The 21,655-nt window shown below is 67.3% G+C and carries 24 protein-coding genes; 11 read left to right on the top strand and 13 right to left on the bottom strand.

Features of this window, described 5'->3' with window-relative positions; all coding sequences use genetic code 11:
- Positions 1 to 51 precede the first annotated feature (51 nt).
- From flgL to flgB, 11 genes are read right to left on the bottom strand one after another with little or no spacing between them, the layout of a single operon-like run.
- Positions 52 to 948, bottom strand: a complete 897-nt coding sequence (flgL, locus tag RZN05_RS16030) for a flagellar hook-associated protein FlgL (protein WP_317227691.1) — start codon at positions 946 to 948, stop codon at positions 52 to 54.
- Between the two features lie 7 nt (positions 949 to 955).
- Positions 956 to 2,296, bottom strand: coding sequence for a flagellar hook-associated protein FlgK (gene flgK, locus RZN05_RS16025; RefSeq protein ID WP_317227690.1), 1,341 nt, complete (start codon positions 2,294 to 2,296; stop codon positions 956 to 958).
- Positions 2,293 to 2,628: a rod-binding protein gene (locus tag RZN05_RS16020; RefSeq protein ID WP_317227689.1), complete on the bottom strand. Its 336-nt coding sequence runs from the start codon at positions 2,626 to 2,628 to the stop codon at positions 2,293 to 2,295. The genes flgK and RZN05_RS16020 overlap by 4 nt, the downstream gene beginning before the upstream one ends.
- Positions 2,625 to 3,719, bottom strand: a complete 1,095-nt coding sequence (locus tag RZN05_RS16015) for a flagellar basal body P-ring protein FlgI (RefSeq protein WP_317227688.1) — start codon at positions 3,717 to 3,719, stop codon at positions 2,625 to 2,627. The genes RZN05_RS16020 and RZN05_RS16015 overlap by 4 nt, the downstream gene beginning before the upstream one ends.
- 14 nt (positions 3,720 to 3,733) lie before the next feature.
- A complete protein-coding gene (locus RZN05_RS16010; RefSeq protein ID WP_317227687.1) occupies positions 3,734 to 4,429 on the bottom strand; it encodes a flagellar basal body L-ring protein FlgH in 696 nt (231 codons plus the stop codon).
- Positions 4,430 to 4,439: 10 nt separating this feature from the next.
- On the bottom strand, positions 4,440 to 5,228 hold the full coding sequence (flgG, locus tag RZN05_RS16005; RefSeq protein ID WP_317227686.1) for a flagellar basal-body rod protein FlgG: 789 nt from the start codon (positions 5,226 to 5,228) through the stop codon (positions 4,440 to 4,442).
- Positions 5,229 to 5,244: 16 nt separating this feature from the next.
- Complete coding sequence (locus RZN05_RS16000) at positions 5,245 to 5,988, bottom strand: flagellar basal body rod protein FlgF (protein WP_317227685.1); 744 nt, start codon at positions 5,986 to 5,988, stop codon at positions 5,245 to 5,247.
- 8 nt (positions 5,989 to 5,996) lie between these two features.
- Positions 5,997 to 7,301, bottom strand: coding sequence for a flagellar hook protein FlgE (locus RZN05_RS15995; RefSeq protein ID WP_317227684.1), 1,305 nt, complete (start codon positions 7,299 to 7,301; stop codon positions 5,997 to 5,999).
- A 19-nt stretch (positions 7,302 to 7,320) separates the two neighbouring features.
- On the bottom strand, positions 7,321 to 8,016 hold the full coding sequence (locus RZN05_RS15990) for a flagellar hook assembly protein FlgD (protein WP_317227683.1): 696 nt from the start codon (positions 8,014 to 8,016) through the stop codon (positions 7,321 to 7,323).
- Positions 8,017 to 8,018: 2 nt separating this feature from the next.
- On the bottom strand, positions 8,019 to 8,429 hold the full coding sequence (gene flgC / locus RZN05_RS15985; RefSeq protein ID WP_317227682.1) for a flagellar basal body rod protein FlgC: 411 nt from the start codon (positions 8,427 to 8,429) through the stop codon (positions 8,019 to 8,021).
- Between the two features lie 2 nt (positions 8,430 to 8,431).
- Positions 8,432 to 8,785: a flagellar basal body rod protein FlgB gene (gene flgB, locus RZN05_RS15980; RefSeq protein ID WP_317227681.1), complete on the bottom strand. Its 354-nt coding sequence runs from the start codon at positions 8,783 to 8,785 to the stop codon at positions 8,432 to 8,434.
- A 276-nt stretch (positions 8,786 to 9,061) separates the two neighbouring features.
- On the opposite strand from flgB, the gene RZN05_RS15975 reads away from it, so the two are divergent.
- From RZN05_RS15975 to RZN05_RS15940, 8 genes are all read left to right on the top strand, one after another.
- Complete coding sequence (locus RZN05_RS15975) at positions 9,062 to 9,709, top strand: motility protein A (RefSeq protein WP_317227680.1); 648 nt, start codon at positions 9,062 to 9,064, stop codon at positions 9,707 to 9,709.
- Positions 9,706 to 10,200 (top strand): flagellar motor protein MotB, encoded by a 495-nt coding sequence (locus RZN05_RS15970; RefSeq protein ID WP_317227679.1) that lies wholly within the window; start codon positions 9,706 to 9,708, stop codon positions 10,198 to 10,200. The genes RZN05_RS15975 and RZN05_RS15970 overlap by 4 nt, the downstream gene beginning before the upstream one ends.
- Positions 10,201 to 10,253: 53 nt before the next feature.
- On the top strand, positions 10,254 to 10,748 hold the full coding sequence (locus RZN05_RS15965) for a flagella basal body P-ring formation protein FlgA (protein ID WP_317227678.1): 495 nt from the start codon (positions 10,254 to 10,256) through the stop codon (positions 10,746 to 10,748).
- An 84-nt stretch (positions 10,749 to 10,832) separates the two neighbouring features.
- Complete coding sequence (gene flgM / locus RZN05_RS15960; protein ID WP_317227677.1) at positions 10,833 to 11,126, top strand: flagellar biosynthesis anti-sigma factor FlgM; 294 nt, start codon at positions 10,833 to 10,835, stop codon at positions 11,124 to 11,126.
- Positions 11,113 to 11,424, top strand: coding sequence for a flagellar protein FlgN (locus tag RZN05_RS15955; RefSeq protein ID WP_317227676.1), 312 nt, complete (start codon positions 11,113 to 11,115; stop codon positions 11,422 to 11,424). Before flgM ends, RZN05_RS15955 begins: the two co-directional genes overlap by 14 nt.
- 62 nt (positions 11,425 to 11,486) lie before the next feature.
- Positions 11,487 to 12,362 (top strand): lytic transglycosylase domain-containing protein, encoded by an 876-nt coding sequence (locus tag RZN05_RS15950; protein ID WP_317227675.1) that lies wholly within the window; start codon positions 11,487 to 11,489, stop codon positions 12,360 to 12,362.
- Complete coding sequence (flhA, locus tag RZN05_RS15945; RefSeq protein WP_317227674.1) at positions 12,362 to 14,446, top strand: flagellar biosynthesis protein FlhA; 2,085 nt, start codon at positions 12,362 to 12,364, stop codon at positions 14,444 to 14,446. The genes RZN05_RS15950 and flhA overlap by 1 nt, the downstream gene beginning before the upstream one ends.
- A 29-nt stretch (positions 14,447 to 14,475) precedes the next feature.
- Positions 14,476 to 15,210 carry a sigma-70 family RNA polymerase sigma factor gene (locus RZN05_RS15940; RefSeq protein WP_317227673.1) on the top strand — a complete coding sequence of 245 codons (735 nt, stop codon included), beginning with the start codon at positions 14,476 to 14,478 and terminating at the stop codon, positions 15,208 to 15,210.
- Positions 15,211 to 15,310: 100 nt separating this feature from the next.
- Here the strand turns inward: RZN05_RS15940 and RZN05_RS15935 are convergent, their stop codons facing one another.
- On the bottom strand, positions 15,311 to 18,301 hold the full coding sequence (locus RZN05_RS15935) for a TonB-dependent receptor domain-containing protein (RefSeq protein WP_317227672.1): 2,991 nt from the start codon (positions 18,299 to 18,301) through the stop codon (positions 15,311 to 15,313).
- 239 nt (positions 18,302 to 18,540) lie between these two features.
- Between RZN05_RS15935 and RZN05_RS15930 the strand changes: the two genes are divergently transcribed.
- Positions 18,541 to 18,891: a YbaN family protein gene (locus RZN05_RS15930; protein ID WP_317227671.1), complete on the top strand. Its 351-nt coding sequence runs from the start codon at positions 18,541 to 18,543 to the stop codon at positions 18,889 to 18,891.
- Between the two features lie 117 nt (positions 18,892 to 19,008).
- On the opposite strand, the gene RZN05_RS15925 is transcribed toward RZN05_RS15930, so the two are convergent.
- Entirely contained in the window at positions 19,009 to 19,839 is an 831-nt protein-coding gene (locus tag RZN05_RS15925; protein WP_317227670.1) for a flagellin N-terminal helical domain-containing protein, read from the bottom strand.
- 218 nt (positions 19,840 to 20,057) lie between these two features.
- On the opposite strand from RZN05_RS15925, the gene RZN05_RS15920 reads away from it, so the two are divergent.
- Together RZN05_RS15920 and fliE are read left to right on the top strand one after the other, a co-directional pair.
- A complete protein-coding gene (locus RZN05_RS15920) occupies positions 20,058 to 21,305 on the top strand; it encodes a sigma-54 interaction domain-containing protein (RefSeq protein WP_317227669.1) in 1,248 nt (415 codons plus the stop codon).
- Positions 21,302 to 21,652, top strand: a complete 351-nt coding sequence (gene fliE / locus RZN05_RS15915) for a flagellar hook-basal body complex protein FliE (RefSeq protein ID WP_317227668.1) — start codon at positions 21,302 to 21,304, stop codon at positions 21,650 to 21,652. The genes RZN05_RS15920 and fliE overlap by 4 nt, the downstream gene beginning before the upstream one ends.
- The last annotated feature ends 3 nt before the right edge of the window (positions 21,653 to 21,655 follow it).

Below are 21,655 nucleotides of genomic sequence, written 5' to 3'. Positions count from 1 at the left end.
ACCGCTTCGCCCTAAGTTTGAGCGGAAAATCGCGCAGTTGGCGCGATTGCCTCAGAGATAATCGAACAGCGACAGGCTCGAGAGCTTGGAGAAGCTCGCCTGCGTCGCCTGGAGGATCGTCAGCGTCTTCTGCAGCTCGGTGACCGCCGTGGTGACGTCGGTATCCTCCAGCGCCGAGCGCACATCCTCGCGCGCCTCGCCCGCGGCGGTCAGCCGCTCGGTATCGAGTTCAAGCCGCGCCGAGCGCGCACCCGCCGAGGCACGGGCCAGCGTAACGCTCTCCAGCCCGCTCTTGAGCCCGCCGAGCGCCGTATCGGCTGCCGCCTTGGCGTCACCGCCATTGCCCAGCGCCGCCGCGAAATTGGCGAGCACCGCGAACACGTCGCTGCCGCCGCTGGCGAAGGCGCGCGTGCCGGTGACAGTGCCCTGGATGGTCACGCCCTCTCCGATCGGGATCGGCGAAGGCTCGTTGGGGCCCCCCGCAAAGCCGATCGAGCCATCGGCGTTGCGGACATAGGCGACATCGCCGGTCGCGCCGCCGAACAGCGGCTGGCCGCGCACGTCCTTTGTGTTGGCCAGCGCGAACAGCGTGTCGCGAATCGATTCGAGCTCCTTGCCGATCGCCGCGCGATTGGTGTCGGACATCGTGCCGTTGGCCGCCTGCGTGGCGAGCTCGAGCGCGCGGGTGATCTGCGCCTCGACGCTCTCCAGTGTGGTGTCGGTCTGGGCGAGCAGGCCCTGCGCCATGCCGATATTGGCGGCGTAGGCGCCGTCGTTGGCGTTCTGCCGGCTGATGCCCTGGAGCCGCAGATATGCGCCGGCATCGTCCGACGGCGCGAGCAGCTTGGTGCCGGTCGCGATCTGGGTCTGGATCCGATCGGCGTCGGCGGTCAGCCGCGTCATCAGTGACGCCGGACGGTTATAGAGCTGCGAAGTTGCGACGCGCATGGCTGCCTCAGCGGATCTCGAGGATGGAATTGAGCGTCTCGCGCGCGATCTGGATCACGCGGCTCGACGCCTGGTACGCCTGCTGGAAACGGATAAGGTCGACGGCTTCCTCGTCGACATTGACGCCGGTGGCGGCGGTGCGCTCGGCGATCGCGGAGTCGCGCATCGCGGTCTGCGCCCCGGCGACCGATTTCCGGGCCGAAAGCGCCGCGGCGTTGGCGGAGGTGACGCTGGCGATCGTGTCTTCGAAGCGGCCGCTGCTGCGCAGCGCTTCCAGCCCGGCGAGGTTGGCATTGTCGCGGATCCCCGCGCCGGTCGCTGCCGCGGCGATCCCGCGCGGATCATTGAGCACCAGCTTGAGCTTGTAGGCCGGATCTCCCGCTTCGAACATCGGCGCGCCCGGATTGCCGTTCAGGTCGTCGCCCGCGGCCTGGACCGCGTTGATGCCCTCGGCGAAGGCGGTGGCGAGCGTGCTGACTTCGGCGAGCGCCGCGGAAAGCCGCTCGGCGCCCTCGGCGAAACCCGCCAATGCGCCGCCGCTCGGAAACACCGGCGTGCCCTCGCCCTGAAACTGCAGCGTGTAGGCGACGAGCCCCTCGTCGCTGCGCTTGTAGGTGATCGCGCCGGCATTCTCGCCCTGGACGAGCACCGGCCCGGCAACCCCGCCCACGCGTACCACGGCGCGCCCCGCGGGATCGGTCATCACCGAGACGTCGGCGATCGCGCTCATCGATTCGAGCAGCCGGTCGCGCTCGTCGAGCAACGCCGCCTGGCCGCTGGTTCCGTTCTGCTGGCGCCCGAGCCCGGCATTGACTCTGCCGAGCGCCTTGGCGAGCGCGTTGAGCTGGCCCGTGCCCGCCTCGGCGCTCTTGTCGAGATCGGCGAGGGCGCCGTCCAACGCGGTGCCGGTCGCGGCGAAGGCGGAGGCGATGCTCGACGCGGCTTCGATCATCGCGGCGCGCGGCGCCATCGACGCGGGATCCGCCGCGACGGCCTTGGCCGAATTGAAGAAGGTGGTCAGCTGGCTGCCCAGCTTGTTGCCGGTCAGCGATTCCTCGACGCGCTGGAGCCAGGTCGCCCCGGCCTCGGTCTTGGCGAGGTCGGCGGTGGCGATGCGTACCGCGGCGGTCTTGTACACGTCGGCGGCGCGCGTCAGCCCGCTCGCGACCACGCCCATGCCCTGCGCGGTGCCGGTGGTGATCCCGGCGGGCGCGACGACTTCGCGAATGTCTGTCGTCCTGCGCGAATAGCCGGCAGTGCCGGCGCTCGCGATGTTCTCGGAGACGGTGGTCAGCGCGGTCTGATACGCCTTGAGGCTCGACAGACCGATCGAGAGCATGTCGCTCATGGCGTCGTCCCTTCGGCCGGCGTCGCGGGATCCAGCGCGGCGGATTTGGCGAGGAATTCGGTCATCGCCTTGCCGATCCCCATCGGCGCGTGGCTGGCCATCGCGCTGGCGAGCTGCTGGTCCTGCATGTCGCGGAACTGCTGCGTCGCCTTGCTGTCGAACAGCCCGTCGCCGAGCTTTGCCGAACGCATCGACTTGAGCATCATGCCGGTGAAGATCGCCTCGAAGCGCTTGCCCGCGGCATCGAGATTGTCCTTCGACGCCAGCCGCGACGTGTCGGTCGACACGCCGCCGCCGGCACCGGCGCCCGCGATGGTCGGCTGTATGCTCACAGGACGACCAGCTCGGCCTTGAGCGCGCCGGCTTCCTTCAATGCCTCGAGGATCGCGACGAGGTCTGCCGGCGACGCGCCGATCGCGTTGACGGCCTTGACGACGTCGGCGAGCTTGGGTCCGGGCTCGATCAGGAACATCGGCTTCTTCTCCTCCTGGACGTCGAGGGTGCTGTTCTGTTCCATCACGGTCTCGCCCTTGCTGAACGGGAGCGGCTGGCTCGCTTGCTGTTGTTCATCAATACGAACGGTCAGTTTACCATGCGTTACCGCGGCGGGGCTGACGCGCACCGCCGAATTGATCACCACGGTCCCCGTGCGTGCGTTGACGATGACGCGCGCGCGCGCCTCGGCGGCCTCGACGGTGAGGTTCTCGATCTCGGACATGAGTTCGGCACGGACATCGGCGCCCGCGGGGGCCTGCACCGCGATCGAAACGCCGTCGATCGCCCGGGCCCGGCCGGTGCCGAAGCGGATGTTGATCGCGTCCTGCACACGCTGCGCGGTGGTGAAGTCGGCGCGGGCGAGGTTGAAGGTCAGGAACGGCGCGCGGTCGAAGCCGGTATCCACCGTTCGCTCGACGGTCGCGCCTTCGGGGATGCGCCCGGACGAGGGCGTGTTGACCACGATCTGCGATCCGTCCTTGCCTTCGGCACCGAGCCCGCCGACCGCAAGGTTGCCCTGCGCCATCGCATAGATCTGCCCGTCGGCGCCCTGGAGCGGAGTGAGGATCAGCGTGCCCCCGCGCAGCGACTTGGACTTGCCCATCGACGATACGGTGATGTCGAGCTTCTGCCCCGGCTTGGCGAAGGGCGGCAGCTCGGCGGTGATCATCACCACCGCGGCGTTCTTGAGCGCGGGGCTCACGCCCGGCGGCAGCTGGAGGCCGAAACGCGAGGCGACGCCCTTCATCGACTGGACGGTATATTCGAGATTGTCGTCGCCGGTGCCGGGCAGGCCGACAACCATGCCGTATCCGGTGAGCTGGTTGGTGCGGATCCCCTGGAACCCGCCCAGATCCTTGACGCGCTGCGCCTGCGCGGGCGCGATGGCCAGCGTGGCGGCGGCAAGCGTGAGGAGGAATCGGATCATGAAACGGGCTCCGCTCAGAAGGGGCTGAGGATCTGGAAGAACCGGCTCAGCCAGCCCTGGCGGCTGGCGCGGGCGACGTCGCCCTTGCCGGTATAGGCGATGCGGGCATCGGCCACGCGCGTGCTGGCGACGCGGTTGTTCGCGTCGATATCGGCAGTGCGCACGATCCCCTTGATCTGGATGAACTCGTCGCCGCGGTTGAGCGTGACGCGCTTCTGGCCCTGCACCAGCATCGTGCCGTTGGGATAGACCGCGGCCACGGTGACGCTGACTTCGCCGGACAGCGCATTGGCCTGGTCGGCGCTGCCGGTTCCGGTGAAGTTGCGCTTGCCGCTGACGCTGGCGTCGCTCTGGTTGAACAGGTTGAGCGCGCCGGTGGTCGGCGGCGTGAGCGAGAAGCCGCCGCCGCTGTCGAGCTTGGTGCCCGCCGACTTGGACGCGCTGGTCCGCTCGACCAGCACGATCGTCAGCGGATCGCCGACGCGGCGGGCGCGCAGTCCCTCGTAGAGCGCGGCATAGCCGTCGTTCGTCTGGAAGATGCTGCCGTTCGCCGGCGCCGCGGCGGGCACGGGCGCGGAAAGCGTGGCGGAGAAATCCTCCTTCGCCTTCTTCTTGCCGATACCCAGGAACTGCGCCTTTGCGGGCTGCGCGGAGAAAGCGAGCGCGGCGACGGCGAGCGCGCCGGTGGCAAGGCCGGTGAGGAACTTCATCGCAGCCGCCTCAGATGTTCTGGTTGACATATTTGAGCATCTCGTCGGTCGCCGAGATCATCTTCGAATTGACCTCGTACGCGCGCTGCGTCTCGATCATGTCGACCAGCTCCTCGACGACATTGACGTTCGAAGCCTCGAGCGCGCCCTGGCGGATCTTCGCCCGGCCCGCCTCGTTGGGCGCGCCCAGGCTCGCCGCGCCGCTCGCGGTGGTCTCGATCAGGAAATTGTCGCCGGTCGCCTGCAGCCCGCCCGCATTGGGGAAGGTCGCGACCTGGATCTGGCCGAGCTGTGCGCTTTCGGTCTGGCCGGCGATCTGCGCCGAAACGGTGCCGTCGGCGCCGATCGTGATCCCGGTGGTGCCCTCGGGGATCGTGATCCCGGGCATCACCTGATAGCCGTCGCTCGTCACCATCATGCCCTCGGCCGAGCGCGAGAAATTGCCCGCCCGGGTATAGCCGAGCTGGCCGCCGGGCAGCTGCACCTGGAAATAGCCCTCGCCTTCCAGCGCGAGATCGAGCGACCCGCCGGTGTTCTGGAAGCTGCCCTGCGTCTCGATCCGCGCGGTGCCCTGGATGCGCACGCCGGTGCCCAGATTGAGCCCGGTCGCGTACTTGGTCTCCGCGGTGCTCTGCGCGCCCGGCGCGGTCACCGTCTGGTAGGCGAGCGTCTGGAACGAGGCGCGGTCGCGCTTGAACGCCGTCGTGTTGACGTTGGCGAGGTTGTTCGAGATGACCCGCATGCGCATGTCCTGGGCGTCGAGCCCGGTCCGCGCGATGTGCATTGCCGATGAACCCATCGTCTAAATCCTTTCGTCAGGCCGGGAGGCGCATCAGCGATGCGGCGCTCTCGTCCATGGTCTTGGCTTCCTTGAGCAGGCCCGCCTGCACTTCGTAGCTGCGCTGGTTGTCGATCATGTCGACCAGCGCCTGGGTAAGGTTGACGTTCGATTGCTCGAGCGCGCCGGCGCGCAGCTTGGCGTCGAGATCCTCGGGCAGCACGCCGCCGCCCTTCACATGAAGCAGATTGTCGAGGCCCTTGACCGTCTGGCTGCCTTCCGGGCTCGCCAGCCGGATCTTGTCGATCACCTGCGGCTGGGTCGGATCGCCGCCCAGCGGTACGATCGAGACCGTGCCGTCGTCGGCGATCGCGATCGACTGGTGGGGCGGCACGGTGATGGGGCCCCCCGACCCCATCACCGGGAAACCGTCGCCGGTTTCCAGCACGCCCGAGGGCGCGACGGACAAATCGCCGCGCCTCGTATAGGCCTCGCTGCCGTCCGCGGCCTGCACCGCGATCCAGGAGTCGGTCGTCATCGCCACGTCGAGCGGCCGCGCGGTCTGGACGATCGTGCCGGCACGCCGGTCGAAGTCGCTGACTTCCTCCGCGGCGAACTGGCGCGTCTGGAGCCCCTCGCCCTGCAGCACGAGCCGGTCGAAGCTGATCCGCTCGGCGCGGAAGCCGGTCGTGGATGCGTTCGCGATGTTGTTCGCGATCGTCGCCTGCGCCGCCATCTGGCTGCGCAATCCCGACATGGCTGTGTAGACGAGACGGTCCATGGTCTAGCTCAGCTGCGGATGTTGAAGATGGTTTGCGAGATCTGGCTCGCGGTATCGAGCGCCTTGGCGTTCGCCTGGAAGTTGCGCTGCGCCGCGATCAGCCCGACCAGTTCCTCGGTGATGTCGACGTTCGAGCGCTCGACCGCGCCGGCCATCAGCCCGCCGAAACCGTTCGAGCCCGGCTCGCCGAGCCGCGGCTCGCCCGAGAGACCCGATGCCGACCAGGTGCTGCTGCCCAGCTGGCGCAGCCCGGTCGGGTTGGAGAAGCTGGCGAGCACCACCTTGCCCAGCGCCTGGCTGTCGCCGTTCGAGAAGCTGGCGCGCACCGTGCCGTCGTCGCCGATCGTCACGCCTTCCAGCTGGCCGACGGGCGATCCGTCCTGCGTGCTCGCGTCGATGCTGAACGGCGAATAGACCTGGGTGGTGGCGTTGCCGAAATCGAGCGTGATCATCTGCTCGGAGGTCGCACCGGGCGCGAGGAAGCCCTGGAACGTCGTCGGACCGCTCGGCGCGGTGAGCTTGCCGGTCGCATCGAAGGTCATCGAGATCGGCTGAATCTCCTCGGGATCGCTGCCCGAATTGAGCTGCTTGTCGCCGACGAACGAATAGGCGGTCCAGTTGCTGTTCGGCTCGGCGGTGGTCGGCGTCGTCTCGCGGACGAAATAGGTGGTCAGCGTCAGCGCATTGCCGTTGGCATCGTAGATCGTGGTCTGCGCCGAATGGTTGTAGGTCTGGGGATCGAACCGGTCGAACGCGTAGGGCACGTCGTTCCAGCGGTCATTCTCCGACGGGATCACCGAATTGGCGTTGAGGTTGAGCGACAGGCTGACATTCTCGGTTGCCTCGGGCTTGCCGCTGATCTGCGGCAGACGCAGGCTTACGGTCGAGGCGATGCCGGTCGCGACCACCGCGCCCGAGCCGTCGACCGGATAGACCTGCAGCTTGTTGCCCTGCGCATCGACGACATAGCGATCCGAATCGACCAGGAAGCTGCCGTTGCGCGTGAACGACACGTTGTTGGCCGCGTCGCTGCCCTTGACGATGAAGAAGCCTTCGCCCGAAATCGCGACGTCGAGCGCCGAGGAAGACTGGGTGAAGCCGCCCTGGCTGAACTGCTGGCGTACCGATTTCACCACCGTGCCCGAACCGACCATCTGGGTCGGGTTCGAGTTGGAAGTCGATGCGATCACGTCGGCGAACTGCGTGGTCGAGCGCTTGAAGCCGTTGGTCGAGACGTTCGCAAGGTTGTGCGAGATCGTCGACATTTCGGTCTGGGCAGCCTGGAGCCCGCTCAAAGAAGTGAAGAAGGACATGTACGATACTCCTTGGGGGTCAGCCGACTTGCCAGACGGCGTCGAGGGGGATCTGGCCGATGCCAGGAAGGGTGAGGGCGGGCTTGCCGTCGGCGCCCAGCGAAACGGTGGTGACCGGCGCCCAGACGAGCGGTGCGGCGTCGATCCTGGCGCCGCCGTTGAGCGCGGCGACCTTGACGGTGAAGGGACCCTTGCCGGCATCCTCGCCGCTCTCGGTCTTGCCGTCCCAGTCGAATGCGACCGCGCCCGCGGCCTGCTTGCCGAGCGCGATCGTCTTCAAGGGCTTGCCGTCGGCGTCGCTGATCGTGACGTTGACGTCGGTGGCGTCCTTGGCGATCGCCACCGCGCCGGCGATCCCGCCACTCTCGCGCGGATAGGCAGTCGAGCCTTCGGTCAGCACGGTCTTGCCGACATAGCCGAGCGCGTCGCCCAATGAGGTGTTGCCCAGCTTGGCGGCGATCGCCTTCAGCGTCGTGCTCATCTCGGTGATGCCCGAGAGCGACGAGAATTGGGCCATCTGCGCGACCATCTGGGTGTTGTCGACCGGCTCGAACGGATCCTGGTTCTTGAGCTGCGCCGTCATCAGCTCGAGAAAGTCCGACTGGTCCATCTCGGTCTTGCCGAGGTTCGACGTGTCGGTCTTGGTGCCCGACGCCGCGCTCGAACTGCCGTAGCGGTTGACGCCCAGCGTCTGGAGTGTGCTGTCGAAATCCATGCTCAGCGGCCCAGCTTGAGGGTGTCGACGATCAGCTGCTTGGCAGTCTGCAGAACCTCGACATTGTTCTGATAGGTGCGCGACGATTCGAGCATGTCGACGAGCTCGCGGCTCTCATCGACTGCGCTCTCCCAGATATTGCCGTCGGCGTCGGCCATCGGGTTGCCGGGATCGTAGCGCTTGGTCGGCTCCGAACCGGCGGTGACGATCTGCTCGACATCGACGGTCGACATGCCCGAAGCCTCGTCGAAGGCGGTGCGAAACACCGGCTTGATCGTGCGGTATGCGGCTTCGGCACTCGACGCGACGGTGCCGGCATTCGCCAGGTTCGATGCGGTGGTGTTCATCCGCAGCAGCTGCGCAGACATCGCGCGGCCGGAGACCTGGAAGATCGAGAGCGGCTGGTTGCCCATGGTTATTCTCCCTTCAGCGCGCGCGTGATCGTGCCGATGCGGCCGTTCAGGAACGACAGCGTCGTCTGATAGGCGACGGCATTCTCGGCGAAGGCGGTCTGTTCGGTGGCGAGCTCGACGGTGTTGCCGTCCTGGCTCGGCTGGAGCGGCACGCGGTAGAGCGTGGCGGCGTCCATTGCGGCATCGATCGATCCGCCGGGCGCCTCGATCGAAGCGAGCGCGGCCTGGAAGTCCACGTCCCGCGCCTTGTAGCCCGGAGTCGAGGCGTTGGCGATGTTCGACGCGAGCACGCCCATGCGCTGCGAGCGCACGGTAAGCGCTGCGCCGTGTACGCCGAAGAGGCTGTCGTTGGGCATTGCACGTCTCCCGCACAAAAGTTCGGGCGTGTCGATGCAATGGCCGTGCCAATTTGCGCGAGAAGGTGCGAGAGCGCCGATTTCGTTCTACGCGCGGAACAGGCGGCAACATCTTGCCGGTCGGGCGGCAACCGGCTGCCGTATGCGTTCCACCACGTCATCCCGGCGAGCCCGGGAACGCATGTGGCTATTTCCATGCTCCCTCGCATGAGACCCGGCTTCCCCCAGGATGACGGCAATGCGCTGAATTGGCCCAACGCTTGCAGATATGAGCGCATGAACTTTGCGCCCTTCCTCGATCCCATTGCGCTAGCCATCGTGCTGGGCGGCACGCTGGTCGCCGTGGTGCTCCGGACGCCGCTCGGCGATCTCGGCCGTGCAGTGGCCGCGTTGCGCACGTTAGGCCGCCGCCGCTTCGCGGTCGAACCCCTCCTCGATCAGGTCGGCGCCTTTGGCCGGATCGCGAAGCGCCACGGGATGATCGCGCTTGATCGCTCGGTGATCGCCGACCCCGATCTTGCCGCAGCGGTCGCCGCCATCGTCGACGGCGCCGCCCCCGAGCAGGTTTCGGCACTGATCGACCAGCGTCGGCTCGCGCGCTTCGAACGCCACCGCGCCGCCGCCGAGATGTGGACCGGCATCGCCGATATCGCCCCGGCGATGGGGATGATCGGCACGCTGATCGGCCTCGTCCAGATGTTCACTGCGATGCGCGATCCCAAGACGATCGGCGCGGCGATGGCGGTGGCGCTGCTCACTACGCTCTACGGCGCGATCGTCGCGTGCCTGGTCGCCACCCCGGTCGCCGCACGGCTCAAGCGCAACGCGCGGCACGAGGCGCAGGAGCGCGCCCGGCTCGCCGCGCCACTCGCCGAACTCGCCATCTTCCAGCCGCGCCTCGGCGCGCGCGAGCTTGCCGCATGACGCTCGACGAGGATCTTCCGACGCGGCCGATCTGGCTGACCACGCTCGCCGATCTAGCGCTGCTGCTGGTCGGCTTCTTCGTGCTGCTGCAGGCCAACCAGGTCGATCCCGATACGCTCGCCGCGGGCTTCCGCGCCGGCTTCGGCGTGCAGGAGAACGCCCCGGCGATGCCGGTCGATCTCGCCGCGGTCGGCGGCTTCGCGCCCGGGTCTGCGCAACTCCCCGATACCGCTGCCGCGCTCGGCTGGGCGCGCACCGCCGCTACCGATCCGCGCACGCGCCTGCGCATCATCGGCGAAGTCGACGGCAGCGCCGCCGATGTCGATCCGATCACCGGCAGCGGCCCGATCCTCGCCGCCGACCGCGCCCGCGCGGTCGCCGCCGCACTCGTCAGCGCCGGCGCAATCGCGCCTGGGCGCGTCACCATCGCCACTGCCCGCGGCCAGCGCCGCGCGGTGCTTTCACTCGGGTACGACGGCGGCCGGCAATGACTTGCCGCCCGGCAACGCGGCCTTGCCGCCCGCCTGTTTCAAGGAGACTCTAGATGCTGCTGTCTTTGGCCCTCGCCGCCGCGGCGCCCGAATTCCAGTCGACCGCGATACTCGACGCGATCGTCACGCAGTTCACCGGCAAGGCGCTGGGCGAGCAGGGCGGCGCGCGTGCGCCGGTCGATAAGCGCCTCAAGCTCCAGGCCTGCGCCGCCCCCCAGCTCGAATGGCGCAGCGAGACCAAGGATGCGGTGGTCGTCCGCTGCATGGCGCCCGCGTGGCGCATCTTCGTTCCGGTCGACGCCGTGCCCCAGCCCAAGCCCGCGCCGGTCGCCGCACAGGCGCCGGCCGTGTCGGTGAAGGCGCTGCCGGTGATCCGCCGCGGCGATCCGATCACCGTCGCGGCGGGTGCCGCCGGCTTCTCGATCACCCGCGAAGGCATCGCGATGGGCGATGCCGTCGCCGGCGCACGGCTGCTGGTGAAGGTCGACGAGAAGAAGGCGCCGATCCAGGCGGTGGCCGTCGAATCCGGCCTTGCGCGGCTGCCCTGAAATAAAGGCGCAATTATTTTCTAAAGCGCGTCGACGCGCGGTCGTTCCTATCGCTGCAGGATTAGTTTCCTAGAGGAAGCAGCAATGGTGGATCCCATCGGCAACAAGGCAGGCGCGGTCGCGGACCGTCGCATTGCGCCTGTCGCTCCCGCCGCACCGGTAGAAGTGGCCAAACCCGTCGCGAGCACCGTGCAGGCGGTCCAGTCGGGAGCGACTGCGCTGACCGGCGAGATGGCCGCCAAGCCACCGGTCGATGCCGAGCGCGTCGCCAAGATCCGCAAGGCGATCGAGGACGGCCGCTTTCCGATCTACCCTTCGACGATCGCCGACCGGCTGCTCGCGCTCAAGCTCGAATGGAGCCCCAATGACCCGGCGTGACGCGCTGATCTCCGTTATCGAATCGCTTCACGCCGAAATCGCGGCGCTGAAGGCCAACGACGTGTCGGCGCTCGAGGCGGCGACCCAGGCCAAGCTATCGGGAATCGACACCGTCGCGCTCTACGACGGCGAGGCTCCCTCGCCCGAGATCAAGGAACTCGCCGCCGAAGCGCATCGCCTCAACGAGACCTGCCGGATCTACGTCAATTTGATGGCGGCAAATGTTCGCCGCCGCCTGCAACTTCTTTCCGGCGATGCGGCCCCGGCCTACCGCCCCGGAGGCTATGCCCTCGCCTGAGGGCTGACTGGCACGCTCCTTGCTGATCCCGCACTCACCTAGGGCAATCGGATCAACGCTCGATGAGCATCGTATCGGTCAATTCAAAAGCAGGCATCCAGACGGCGATCGCCGCTGCGAGCCGCAAGACCGGAATCGACTTCAACTATCTGCTCGGGCAAGCGCAGGTCGAAAGCGGCCTGCGCGCCAACGCGCGCGCCACCACGTCGAGCGCCACCGGGCTGTACCAGTTCATCGAGCAGAGCTGGCTCGGGGTGATGAAGGATCACGGCGCCGAGCACGGCCTCGGCTGGGCGGCGGACTCGATTCGGCAGACATCGAGCGGCCGCTATGTCGTCAGCGATCCGGCCACCCGGCGCGCGATCCTCGACATGCGCAGCGATCCCAATACCGCCGCGCTGATGGCGGCCGAGCATGCTTCGGACAACAAGGCTGCGCTAGAGCAGCGGCTCGATCGTCCCGCCACGGGCACCGATCTCTACATGGCGCACTTCCTCGGCCAGGGCGGCGCCGCCAAGTTCCTCGGCGCGATGGAGAGCAATCCCAACCGCACCGGCGCGGCGCTGTTCCCCGCCGCCGCGCGCGCCAATCGCGGCGTCTTCTATGCAAGCAACGGCCAGCCGCGCTCGCTGAGCGAGATCTACGAACGCTTTTCCGGCAAGCTCGACCAGGGTGCGGCGGCAGGCGGTGCCACCGGCCGCGCATCGGACGCGTTCGAGGATCTTTCCACCGGGCTCGACGCGTTCGGCGCCGATCTCGACGGCGGCGAAGTCGTGCTCGGCAACGGCGCCGCGGGCGGCGACCGGCACTGGATCGAGACGACGCTCGCCCAACTCAACGGCCCGCGCGGCGGCGATGCCTTTGCCCGCGCCGCATACCGACCGACGCCCGAGACGGCGAAGCTCGCTTACCTCATGCTCGCGAAGCTGGGGGCCTGATGCTCGTGAACGGTCTGACCCTGCCTGCGGGCTTCGGCCCGGCGATGCGCGGCTTCTCGTTGCCCGGCGCGATCCTGTTGCTCGTCGCGTTGCTGGTCGTGCCGATCCCGGCCTTCCTGCTCGACGTGTTCTTCATCATGAACATCATGATCAGCCTCGCGGTGCTGATGGTGGCGCTCAATGCGCAGAAGCCGCTCGATTTCTCCGCTTTCCCGACGGTGCTGCTGTTCGCCACGCTGTTCCGCCTTGGCCTCAACGTCGCCTCGACGCGCGTCGTGCTGGTCAACGGGCATGAGGGCGGCGCGGCGGCGGGCCATGTCATCGAGGCGTTCGGCACGTTCCTGATCGGCGGCGACTATGTCGTCGGCATTGTCGTGTTCGCGGTGCTGATGATCATCAACATGATCGTCGTCACCAAGGGTGCGGGCCGCGTCTCCGAAGTGTCGGCGCGCTTCACTCTCGATGCCCTTCCCGGCAAGCAGATGGCGATCGACGCCGACTTGAACGCGGGACTGATCACCCCCGACGAAGCGCGTGCGCGCCGCGTCGAAGTATCGACCGAAGCCGATTTCTACGGCTCGATGGACGGCTCGTCCAAGTTCGTGAAGGGCGATGCGGTCGCCGGCCTGCTGATCCTCGCGATCAATATCGTCGGCGGCCTGATCCTCGGCGTGGTCAGCCACCAGATGACCGTGGGCGCCGCCGCCCAGGCCTATATCATGCTCGCGATCGGCGACGCGCTGGTCGCGCAGCTGCCGGCGCTGGTGCTCTCGATCGCCGCCGCCGCGATCGTCACGCGCGTCACGTCGAAGCATGATCTCGCCGGCCAGATCGGCAGCCAGTTCGGCAGCCACAAGACCTGGACGCCGGTCGCAGTAATCCTCGGCCTGCTCGGCGTGATGCCCGGCATGCCGCATCTGGTGATCCTGCCCGCCGCCGCCGGCGCCGGCTTTGCCGCGTGGAAGCTCAGGAAGATCGCCAACCGCCCGCCGCCGCCCGAGCCGATGCCCGAGCCTGTCGATCTCTCGAAGATCGGCTGGGACGAAGTCACCGACAACATGCAGGTGATGCTCGACATCGGCTATGGCCTGGTGCCGCTGGTCGACGAGCGCCGCGGCGGCCCGCTGATGGGGCGGATCACCGGCGTGCGGCGCCAGCTCTCCAAGGATCTCGGCTTCGTCGTGCCGCAAGTCCGCGTCCGCGACGATATCAACCTGGCGCCGTTCACCTATCGCATCGTCATCGGCGGCGTCGTCGTCGGTGAGGACAGTGTCGCGCCCGACGAGATGCTCGCGCTCGACACGGGTCAGGCGGTCGGCAAGCTCCACGGCAAGCCGGTGCGCGACCCGACCTTCGGGCTAGACGCGGTGTGGATCAACGCCGGTGACGCCGACGCCGCGACCGGCGCAGGCTATCTCGTCGTCGATCCGGGCACCGTCGTCGCGACGCACCTCAACCAGGTGCTGATCCAGAACGCCGCCGACCTGCTCGGCCCCGACGAAGTCCAGTCGCTGCTCGACGGATTGAAGGAACGCGCCGCCTCGTTGGTCGCTTCGCTCTGTCCGCAGCCGGTGCCGCTGACGACGCTCACCACCGTGCTGCGCGGGCTGCTGCTCGAGAATGTCCCGCTCAAGGAATTCCGCCGGATCGCCGCCGCCATCGCGGTCGCCGCGCAGAAGACGCTCGATGCCGAGGAGATCCTCGAACTGATCCGCCCCGATCTTGGCCCGCTGATCATCCAGCGGCTATGCGGGGTTCGCGAGCCGCTGCGCGTGATGACATTGGAAGGCCAACTCGAGGCGCTGCTCGGCCAGGCAGTCCGCTCCGACCCGTCGCGCCGCCACACGATCGAGCCCGATCTCGGTCGTCGCATCGCCGACGCGCTCCAGCACGCCGCCGGCCCGCTGATCGCCGAGGCCAAGCCCTTCGCGCTCGTCGTCCAGCCGGCGATCCGCGTCGCGATCCGCAAGCTGGTCAAGTCCATCCTTCCCGACACGCCCGTGATGAGCTTCTTCGAAGTCCCCGAGGACAAGGCCGTCGAAGTCGTCGCGGTGATCGGTGCACCGGAGGCGCTGCCCGCATGAACGCCTATTCTCCCAGGAACCTGAAAGACATGGCATCCTTGGCTCCCAGCCCGCTCACCTATGAGCGGGCGCCTTCCCCGCAACGCGATGCCCAGGCGATGGTCCGAAAGCATCTGCCGCTGGTCCGCCGCATCGCGTGGCACGTCCACGGATCGATGAGCTCGATCGTCGAGGTCGAGGATCTGATCCAGATCGGCATGGTCGCGCTGATCGAGGCGGTGGCAAGCTTCGAGGATCGCGGCCAGGTGACCTTTGAGCAATATCTCGTCACTCGGGTGCGCGGCGCGATGATCGACGAGCTCCGGCGCCAGGCGACGCTCACGCGTGGGGCGATGCGACGGCGGAAGGCCTATCAGGAGACAATATCTTTGCTGGCAACCGAACTCGGCCAAGCGCCGACCGACGCACAAGTCGCCGAGAAGCTGGGCGTCACGATCGACAAGCTCCGCGCCGAATATGCCAGCGCCGAGGCAGTGCGCTTCGATTCGATCGACGACATGTATTCCGACGAGAGCCCGTGGTTCATGTCCGAGGAGCCCAATGCGTTCGACCAGCTGGCCGCAGGGGACCAGCGCGAGGCACTGGTCGCGGCGATCGGCGAACTGCCCGAGCGCGAGGCGCAGGTGATCCAACTTTACTATGTCGAGGAACTCAACCTCGAGGAAATCGGCCAGGTGCTCGGCGTCGGCGCCGCGCGGGTCTGCCAGATCAAGGCTTCTGCGCATGCCCGGCTCAAGCGCGCACTCCAGCGCCGCTTGGGTTAATCTCTACCCCGTTCGAACGGAGGGTGCGACCGACAGCAAAACGGCGGCCTCCCGAGGGAGACCGCCGTCCTGAAGCGCGAGGGATATCGACGCTCAGCTCTTAGAACTTGAACGACGCGCCCGCCTTGAACGACCGCCCGATCAGCCCGGCATAGTGCCAGGTGGTCAGGAAGTTGGGCGAGCTGGCATACGACGCCGGCGCGATCGGTGCGCGGGCGCCCAGCAGGTTGCCGACGTTCATGAAGAACGTGAAGTCGTCGTTGACCTTGATCGTCCCGTTGAGGTCGACCGTGACGAAGTCGTCGACGTAGCAGAACTTGGTAAAGCCCGGGCCGTCGTTCGGCGCCTTGTACAGCGATGCCGAGCAATCGGTCGACAAGTTGCCCTGGTCGGTTGCGACTGCCTTGATCTTGCCGACATAATAGGCGGTGGCGCTCAGCGAGAAGTCGTCGGTCTCGAGCGTCGTCTGCCAATTGCCGCGCCAGCTCGGCGTGCCGTTGCCCGACGAGAGATCATACGGCCCCATCGTACCCGCGAAGCGCTGGACGCCCGACGCGGTATGACGGTTGTACAGCATGACATGGGTCGCCTCGACGCGGCTGGTCAGGCGCACGCCGTCGCTCAGCGGCGCACGAAGCGTCGCCGAGAAGTCCAGACCCGTCGTCAGGTCATTGTTCACGTTCACGAACGGTGCGTTGATGATCAGCAGGCGCGGCAATGCGTTCGGGAACAGCGGATCGACGGCGTCGATCGTGTTGACCGAATAGCCTGGGCCGACCGCTGCCACCGCGGCCGTCGCGGCGGCCAGATTGCTCTGCGTGTAATATGCAGTGATCGCGCGGCCCGCATCGGGTCCATTTGCGATCAGGTTCGACTTCTTCACATTGTAATAGTCGACCGTCAGGCTCAGCCACTTGAACGGCTCGAAGATCGCGCCGGCAGTGAAGCTGCGCGAAGTTTCCGGCTTGAGGTCCGGATTGCCGACGAAGCCGCGGCCGACCGAATAGGCCAGGCTATACGGATTGGTAGTGCCGCCGTGCGCCGCCTGGAAATTGGCAGGCGGGGTGGTCGTCACGAAGCCGGCATATTGCGAGCGGGGACCCGATTCGGCGAAGGTCGGTGCGCGGAAGCCCTGCGAATAGGTGCCGCGGATCGCCAGCTGCTGGATCGGGGTGAACTTCGCGCCGATCTTGGGCGAGAAGCGGCCATAGCCCTCCGAATAATGATCGTAGCGGCCCGACGCATTGACTTCGAGGATGTCGAGCACCGGCGCCTGGAGCTCGAAATAGCCCGCCGCGACGGTGTGCTTGCCGAACGCCGACGACGTGGTCAGGCTGTAGGTGTCCAGCGCGGCGTTCTGGTTGTTGTTCTCCAGCTCCTCGTGGCGCACCTGGCCGCCGATCGCGAACATGAGCGGCCCGCCGGGCAGGTCGAGCAGCTTCTTGGCGATCGACGCATCGAGCGAGTACATTTCGGAGAAGGACGGCGTGATCTTGTCCGGCGCAATGAAGTCGCGCACCGCCTGCGAGTTCGCCGACGGATTGACGAAGTTGTAGGCGCCGGTGTTGATCGCGTTGAGCGTGTTGGCGATGTTGAGATAGCCGCGCTGGACGATCTCCAGATTGTCGCGGGCATAGACGCCGTCGATCTTCCAGCTCCAGTCCTCGCCGAAGCTGCCATGCAGCCCGGTCGCGACGCGATAGACTTCGTTGGTGCGATCGCTGCCCGCCACGATATCGCCGAACGTGTAGTAGATGCGTGCGGCGTTGTTGGCCGGATCGGCACCACCGGCTGCAGTGGCATACGGATTGTTGGGGTTCAGCGTGCGGCCGGGCGTGCCGGGCGTGGCGCAGTTGACGCCCGACGGGCAGATCCACACCGGCAGGACGATGCCCGGGTTGCTCGACGCGAGCGCCGGCGCGCCGCCATAAGGCTGCGTGTTGCGGAGCGCGCGCGGCGCGTTGAGGATGCTGACAAAGCTGTTCGAGTAGCTGCCGGTGACATAGGCCTCGATGTCATCGGACAGGCGGACGCTGATGCGGCCGTTGACCGACCATTTGCGCTGCAGCGGCGCGAGCTGGAAATATTCGTCTTCCAGATTGTGCCGGCAGCCCGTGCCCCGCGCGCCGCCGGTCGTCACGGTGTACGATCCGAAATTGCAGTTCGGGTTCAGCGTCGTGTAGTTGCTGTAGGGGCTGCCATTCGCCTGGAGGCCGCTCGGGAACAGCGTGGCGCCGCCCGACAGCGGATTGTTGAGGTTGCTCTGGGTGGTGCGCACGACGACGGCGTTCGGCGTTGCGGTGGTCAGCGAATTGTCTGCCGCGTTGTTGTCGTTGCCGCCGATCGAAGTGAGGTCGCGGTTGTTGTACGGGAAGCCGCGGCTATGCGCGCTGACGCGGCCGTCGCGCTGATATTCGCCGTTGAGATAGACGTTCCAGCCCTGGGTGTCATAGTCGCCGTAGCCGACGGTCAAATTGGCGCGCTGGCGGCCGGCATCGCCCTTTTCGGAGACGCCACCCTCGACCGTGCCGGCGATGCCGACGAACTGCTTCTTGAGGATCAGGTTGACCACGCCGCCGATCGCATCGGCGCCGTAGGTCGACGACGCGCCGTCCTTGAGGACTTCGACGCGGTCGATCAGGCTGAAGGGGATCGAGTTCAGGTCGACATAGGCGTTGTGGCCGTCGTCGCTGATCGGGAAGTTGGTCGAGCGCAGGCCATCGACGAGCACGAGCGTCGACGAGACGCCGAGGCCGCGTAGCGACACGGCCGAGCCGCCCGCCGAGAAGCCGCTCTGGAAGCCGACGCCGATCGAACCGGCGCTGTCGGCCGAGATCGAGCGCACTGCGTCGGCGACCGTGGAGATACCCGCCTTGGCGAGCGAATCCGAGGTCAGCACGGTGACGGGCGACGGGGTTTCGGTATCGGTGCGGCTGAACAGCGAGCCGGTGACGACGATCGTGTCGTCCTGCCCGGCCTCGGCAGTGGTGGCGTCCTGCGGGGCGGTGGTCTGCGTCTCGGTCTGCGCGAAGGCAGGGGCGGCGAGAAGGCCCAGCGCGAGGGCGAACGGCGCTGCTCCGCGCCGCAGCATGGCTGCGGTCGGAAGATATTGAGATCGCATTGGAAACTGGCTCCCTGAACGTCCGCGCTTTCGGCGGATCGGCTAAGGCACACACGGACCCCCCGCGTGCCAATGTGTCCGCTTAGCTCGCTCAGAAACATTTTGTAAACGACCAGCAATGAAAAATTTCGAGCTGTTGTATCCGAACAACACACGGAGGCCGCGCGATTTTCACGGGCATTGGGCGGGAAGCATGATATGTCGCGCAGGTGCGCCGGACCCTTTATCTCATCGCCGGCTTCGCCTCGCTGGTCCTGGCGGGGTTCGGGGTGGTGCTGCCGCTGCTGCCCACCGTCCCCTTCGTGATCCTTGCCGCTTTCTGCTTCGCACGGAGCAGCCCATCGCTCGAGCGGCGGCTGCTCGAGCATCGCGTCTTCGGCCAGCATATCGTGCGGTGGCGCGAGCGCGGCGCGATCAGCCGCAAGGGCAAGCGTGCCGCGCTGGTCGCCTTCGCCGTGAGCATCGTGCTCGCGCTGGTCTTCTCGCCTTTGCCCTGGTCGCTGATCCCCATCGCCGCAGCCTTGATCGGCGGCACCTGGATCTGGCGCCGGCCCGAATAAGCGAAAACCCCGGTGGTCACATGGACCACCGGGGCTCCCCTTGCGCCCCCTCCGGCAAGGGAGGGGTGACCGGCCGCGGTGCCTGTCAGGGGGGTGACACCCCGACCGGACACGCGCTTAACGGAGCAGCGAAAGAACCGTCTGCTGGCTCTGGTTCGCCTGGGCGAGCATCGCCGTCGAAGCCTGAGACAGAATCTGCGCCTTGGCGAGCGCGGTCGTCTCGGCCGAGAAATCGGCGTCCTCGATGCGGCTGCGGGCGTCGGAAAGGTTGGTGACGTTGGTGGTCAGGTTGTTGACCACCGATTCGAGCCGGCTCTGCGACGCGCCGAGCGTGGCGCGGGCGGTGTTGACCGAGGTCAGCGCGGTGTCGGCGTTGGTCAGCGTGGTGCCGGCATTGGCGACGCTGTCGACCTTGAAGTCGGCGGCTTCATAGCTGGTGCTGTTGAAGAATGCCTTGGTCAGCGCGACGGTGTCGGTGCTGTTGATGCCGACCTGGATGTTGACGTCGTCGCTGGCGGTGTCGGTCGACGCATAGTCGAACACGGCGACGCCGTTGAACTTGGTATCCTTGAGGATCGACTGGATCTGCGTGGTCAGCGCGCCGGCTTCCTTGTCGAGGTTGGCGCGGTCGGTCGAGCTGTAGGTGCCCGAGGCCGACTGGACCGCCAGCTCGCGGATGCGCTGGAGCATGTTGCTCACTTCGTCGAGCGCGCCGTCGGCGGTCTGCGCCAGCGAGATGCCGTCGTTTGCGTTGCGGATCGCCTGGTTCATGCCGCGGATCGACGCGGTCATCGTCGAGGCGATGGCGAGGCCGGCGGCGTCGTCCTTCGCGTTGTTGATGCGCTTGCCGGTCGACAGGCGCTCCATTGCGGTGCCGAGCAGCTTGTTCGCCGAGTTCGACGCATTCGCCGCGCGGAGCGACGCGATGTTGGTTCCGATAACAGTCATGTTAATCTCCATGCTCGTCGGCTTCCCGCGTCCCCCCTGAACCGGGAGCCCGGAGCCGCCAAAGCAGGGAACGGCCGCGCCGCGGCGGGCTTAAGCGAAAAATTTCGGCTTACGTGCGTGCGCGTAGACGCCCGGGGACCGCAGAAGCGGCCGATACCGTAGTTTTACGGTGCGTTAACCACCTTAGCCCCAAACTGTGGATAACAGGGGGTTAGCCAATGCGCTCGATCGTTCCATCGGCAGCAGTTCTTCGGCAGAAATACGCGACGGTCTCGGCGCTGCGCGCGCAGGGTTTCGCGATCGCGTCGTGCGAAGACGGCAAGCCCGGCGCGCAGGATCTGTTCCTGGTCGCCGACGGCGAAGTGCCCCCGGCACCGGCGCGCACGCTGGTCCTGGGCGAAGGCGATCGTGCAGCGATCCCGTTCCGCGACGGCAATCCCGCGCGGCTGACCTATGGCAGCGAAGATTCCGCGATCGGCGCGGGGTTCGCCAGCGCGATGGCGCGCGGTCCCTACGAGCCGGTCGCCGCCGATCCCGAGAGCCTGGCGCTGCTGGCCCTGGCCGAGCGCGTCGCCGCCTCCGACATCACCGTGCTGATCAACGGTCCCACCGGCACCGGCAAGGAAGTACTCGCCAAGGCGATCCACATGGGCTCCACGCGCCGCGACGGGCCTTTCGTGGCGATCAACTGCGCCGCGCTGCCCGAGACGATGCTCGAGGCGATGCTGTTTGGCCACCACAAGGGCAGCTTCACCGGCGCGTCCTCGGGCGGGCAGGGCTTTTTCCGCGCCGCGAACGGCGGCACGCTGCTGCTCGACGAGATCGCCGAGATGCCGCTCGGCCTCCAGGCCAAGCTGCTGCGTGCGCTCCAGGAGCGCGAAGTCGTCCCGATCGGCGGCACGATCCCCGAGAAGATCGACGTCCGCGTCATCGCCTGCGCCAATCGTGACCTGCACGGCGAAGTCCTTGCCGGCCGATTCCGCGCCGATCTCTATTACCGTCTCGCCGTCTTCCCGCTCGCCACCAAGGCGCTCGCCGAGCGACCGGGCGACATTCCCGCGCTGGCCGCGGCGATGGTGCTCCGGCACGCGGGCGCCCGTTCGACCCTGCCGTGGATCATGCCCGAGGCGCTCGAGATCCTCACCGATCACGACTGGCCCGGCAATGTCCGCGAGCTCGAAAACGTCATCCAGCGCGCACTGCTGCTCGCGCCGGGCGACACGATCGAGCCCGCGCACCTGATCTTCGATCGCCGCCCCGAGACGCGCGTCCAGGATCGCCCCGAGACGCTAAGCAACATCGTCCAGATGCACGAGTTTCAGGCGATCCGTGACGTGCTCGCCGAATGCAACGGCAGCCGGATCGAGACGGCGAAGCGCCTCGGCATCTCGGAGCGCACCTTGCGCTATCGCCTCGCCAAGGCACGCGAGCAGGGTGACGACATCGCCCGGGCGATCTCGGCATGAGCGGCGTTACGGGGCCGATGAGCGTAGACCGCGTGATGGCGCTGCGCTCGCAGATCCTCGAGCGCAACGCCGCGCTCGGCCGCGCGCAACAGGCGCCGACGCCGACCGCGCCTGCCGAGGCCAAGCCGGCCAGCTTCACCGATACCTTCCAGGACGCGTTCAAGTCGGTCAACCAGGCCCAGGCCCAGGCCGGCGCGCTGTCCGAGGCATATGAGCGCGGCGAGACCATCGACATCGCCAAGGTGATGCTCGCCCGCCAGCAGGCGTCGGTCGGCTTCGAGGCGACGCTGCAAGTCCGCAACAAACTCTTGTCCGCATACAAGGACATCATGAGCATGCCGGTCTGATCC

Source organism: Sphingomonas sp. HF-S4 (assembly GCF_032911445.1).
GTDB lineage: Bacteria > Pseudomonadota > Alphaproteobacteria > Sphingomonadales > Sphingomonadaceae > Sphingomonas > Sphingomonas agrestis.
The sequence above is the reverse complement of the archived record's forward strand: the minus strand, read 5'-3'. Positions and strand labels throughout refer to the sequence as shown.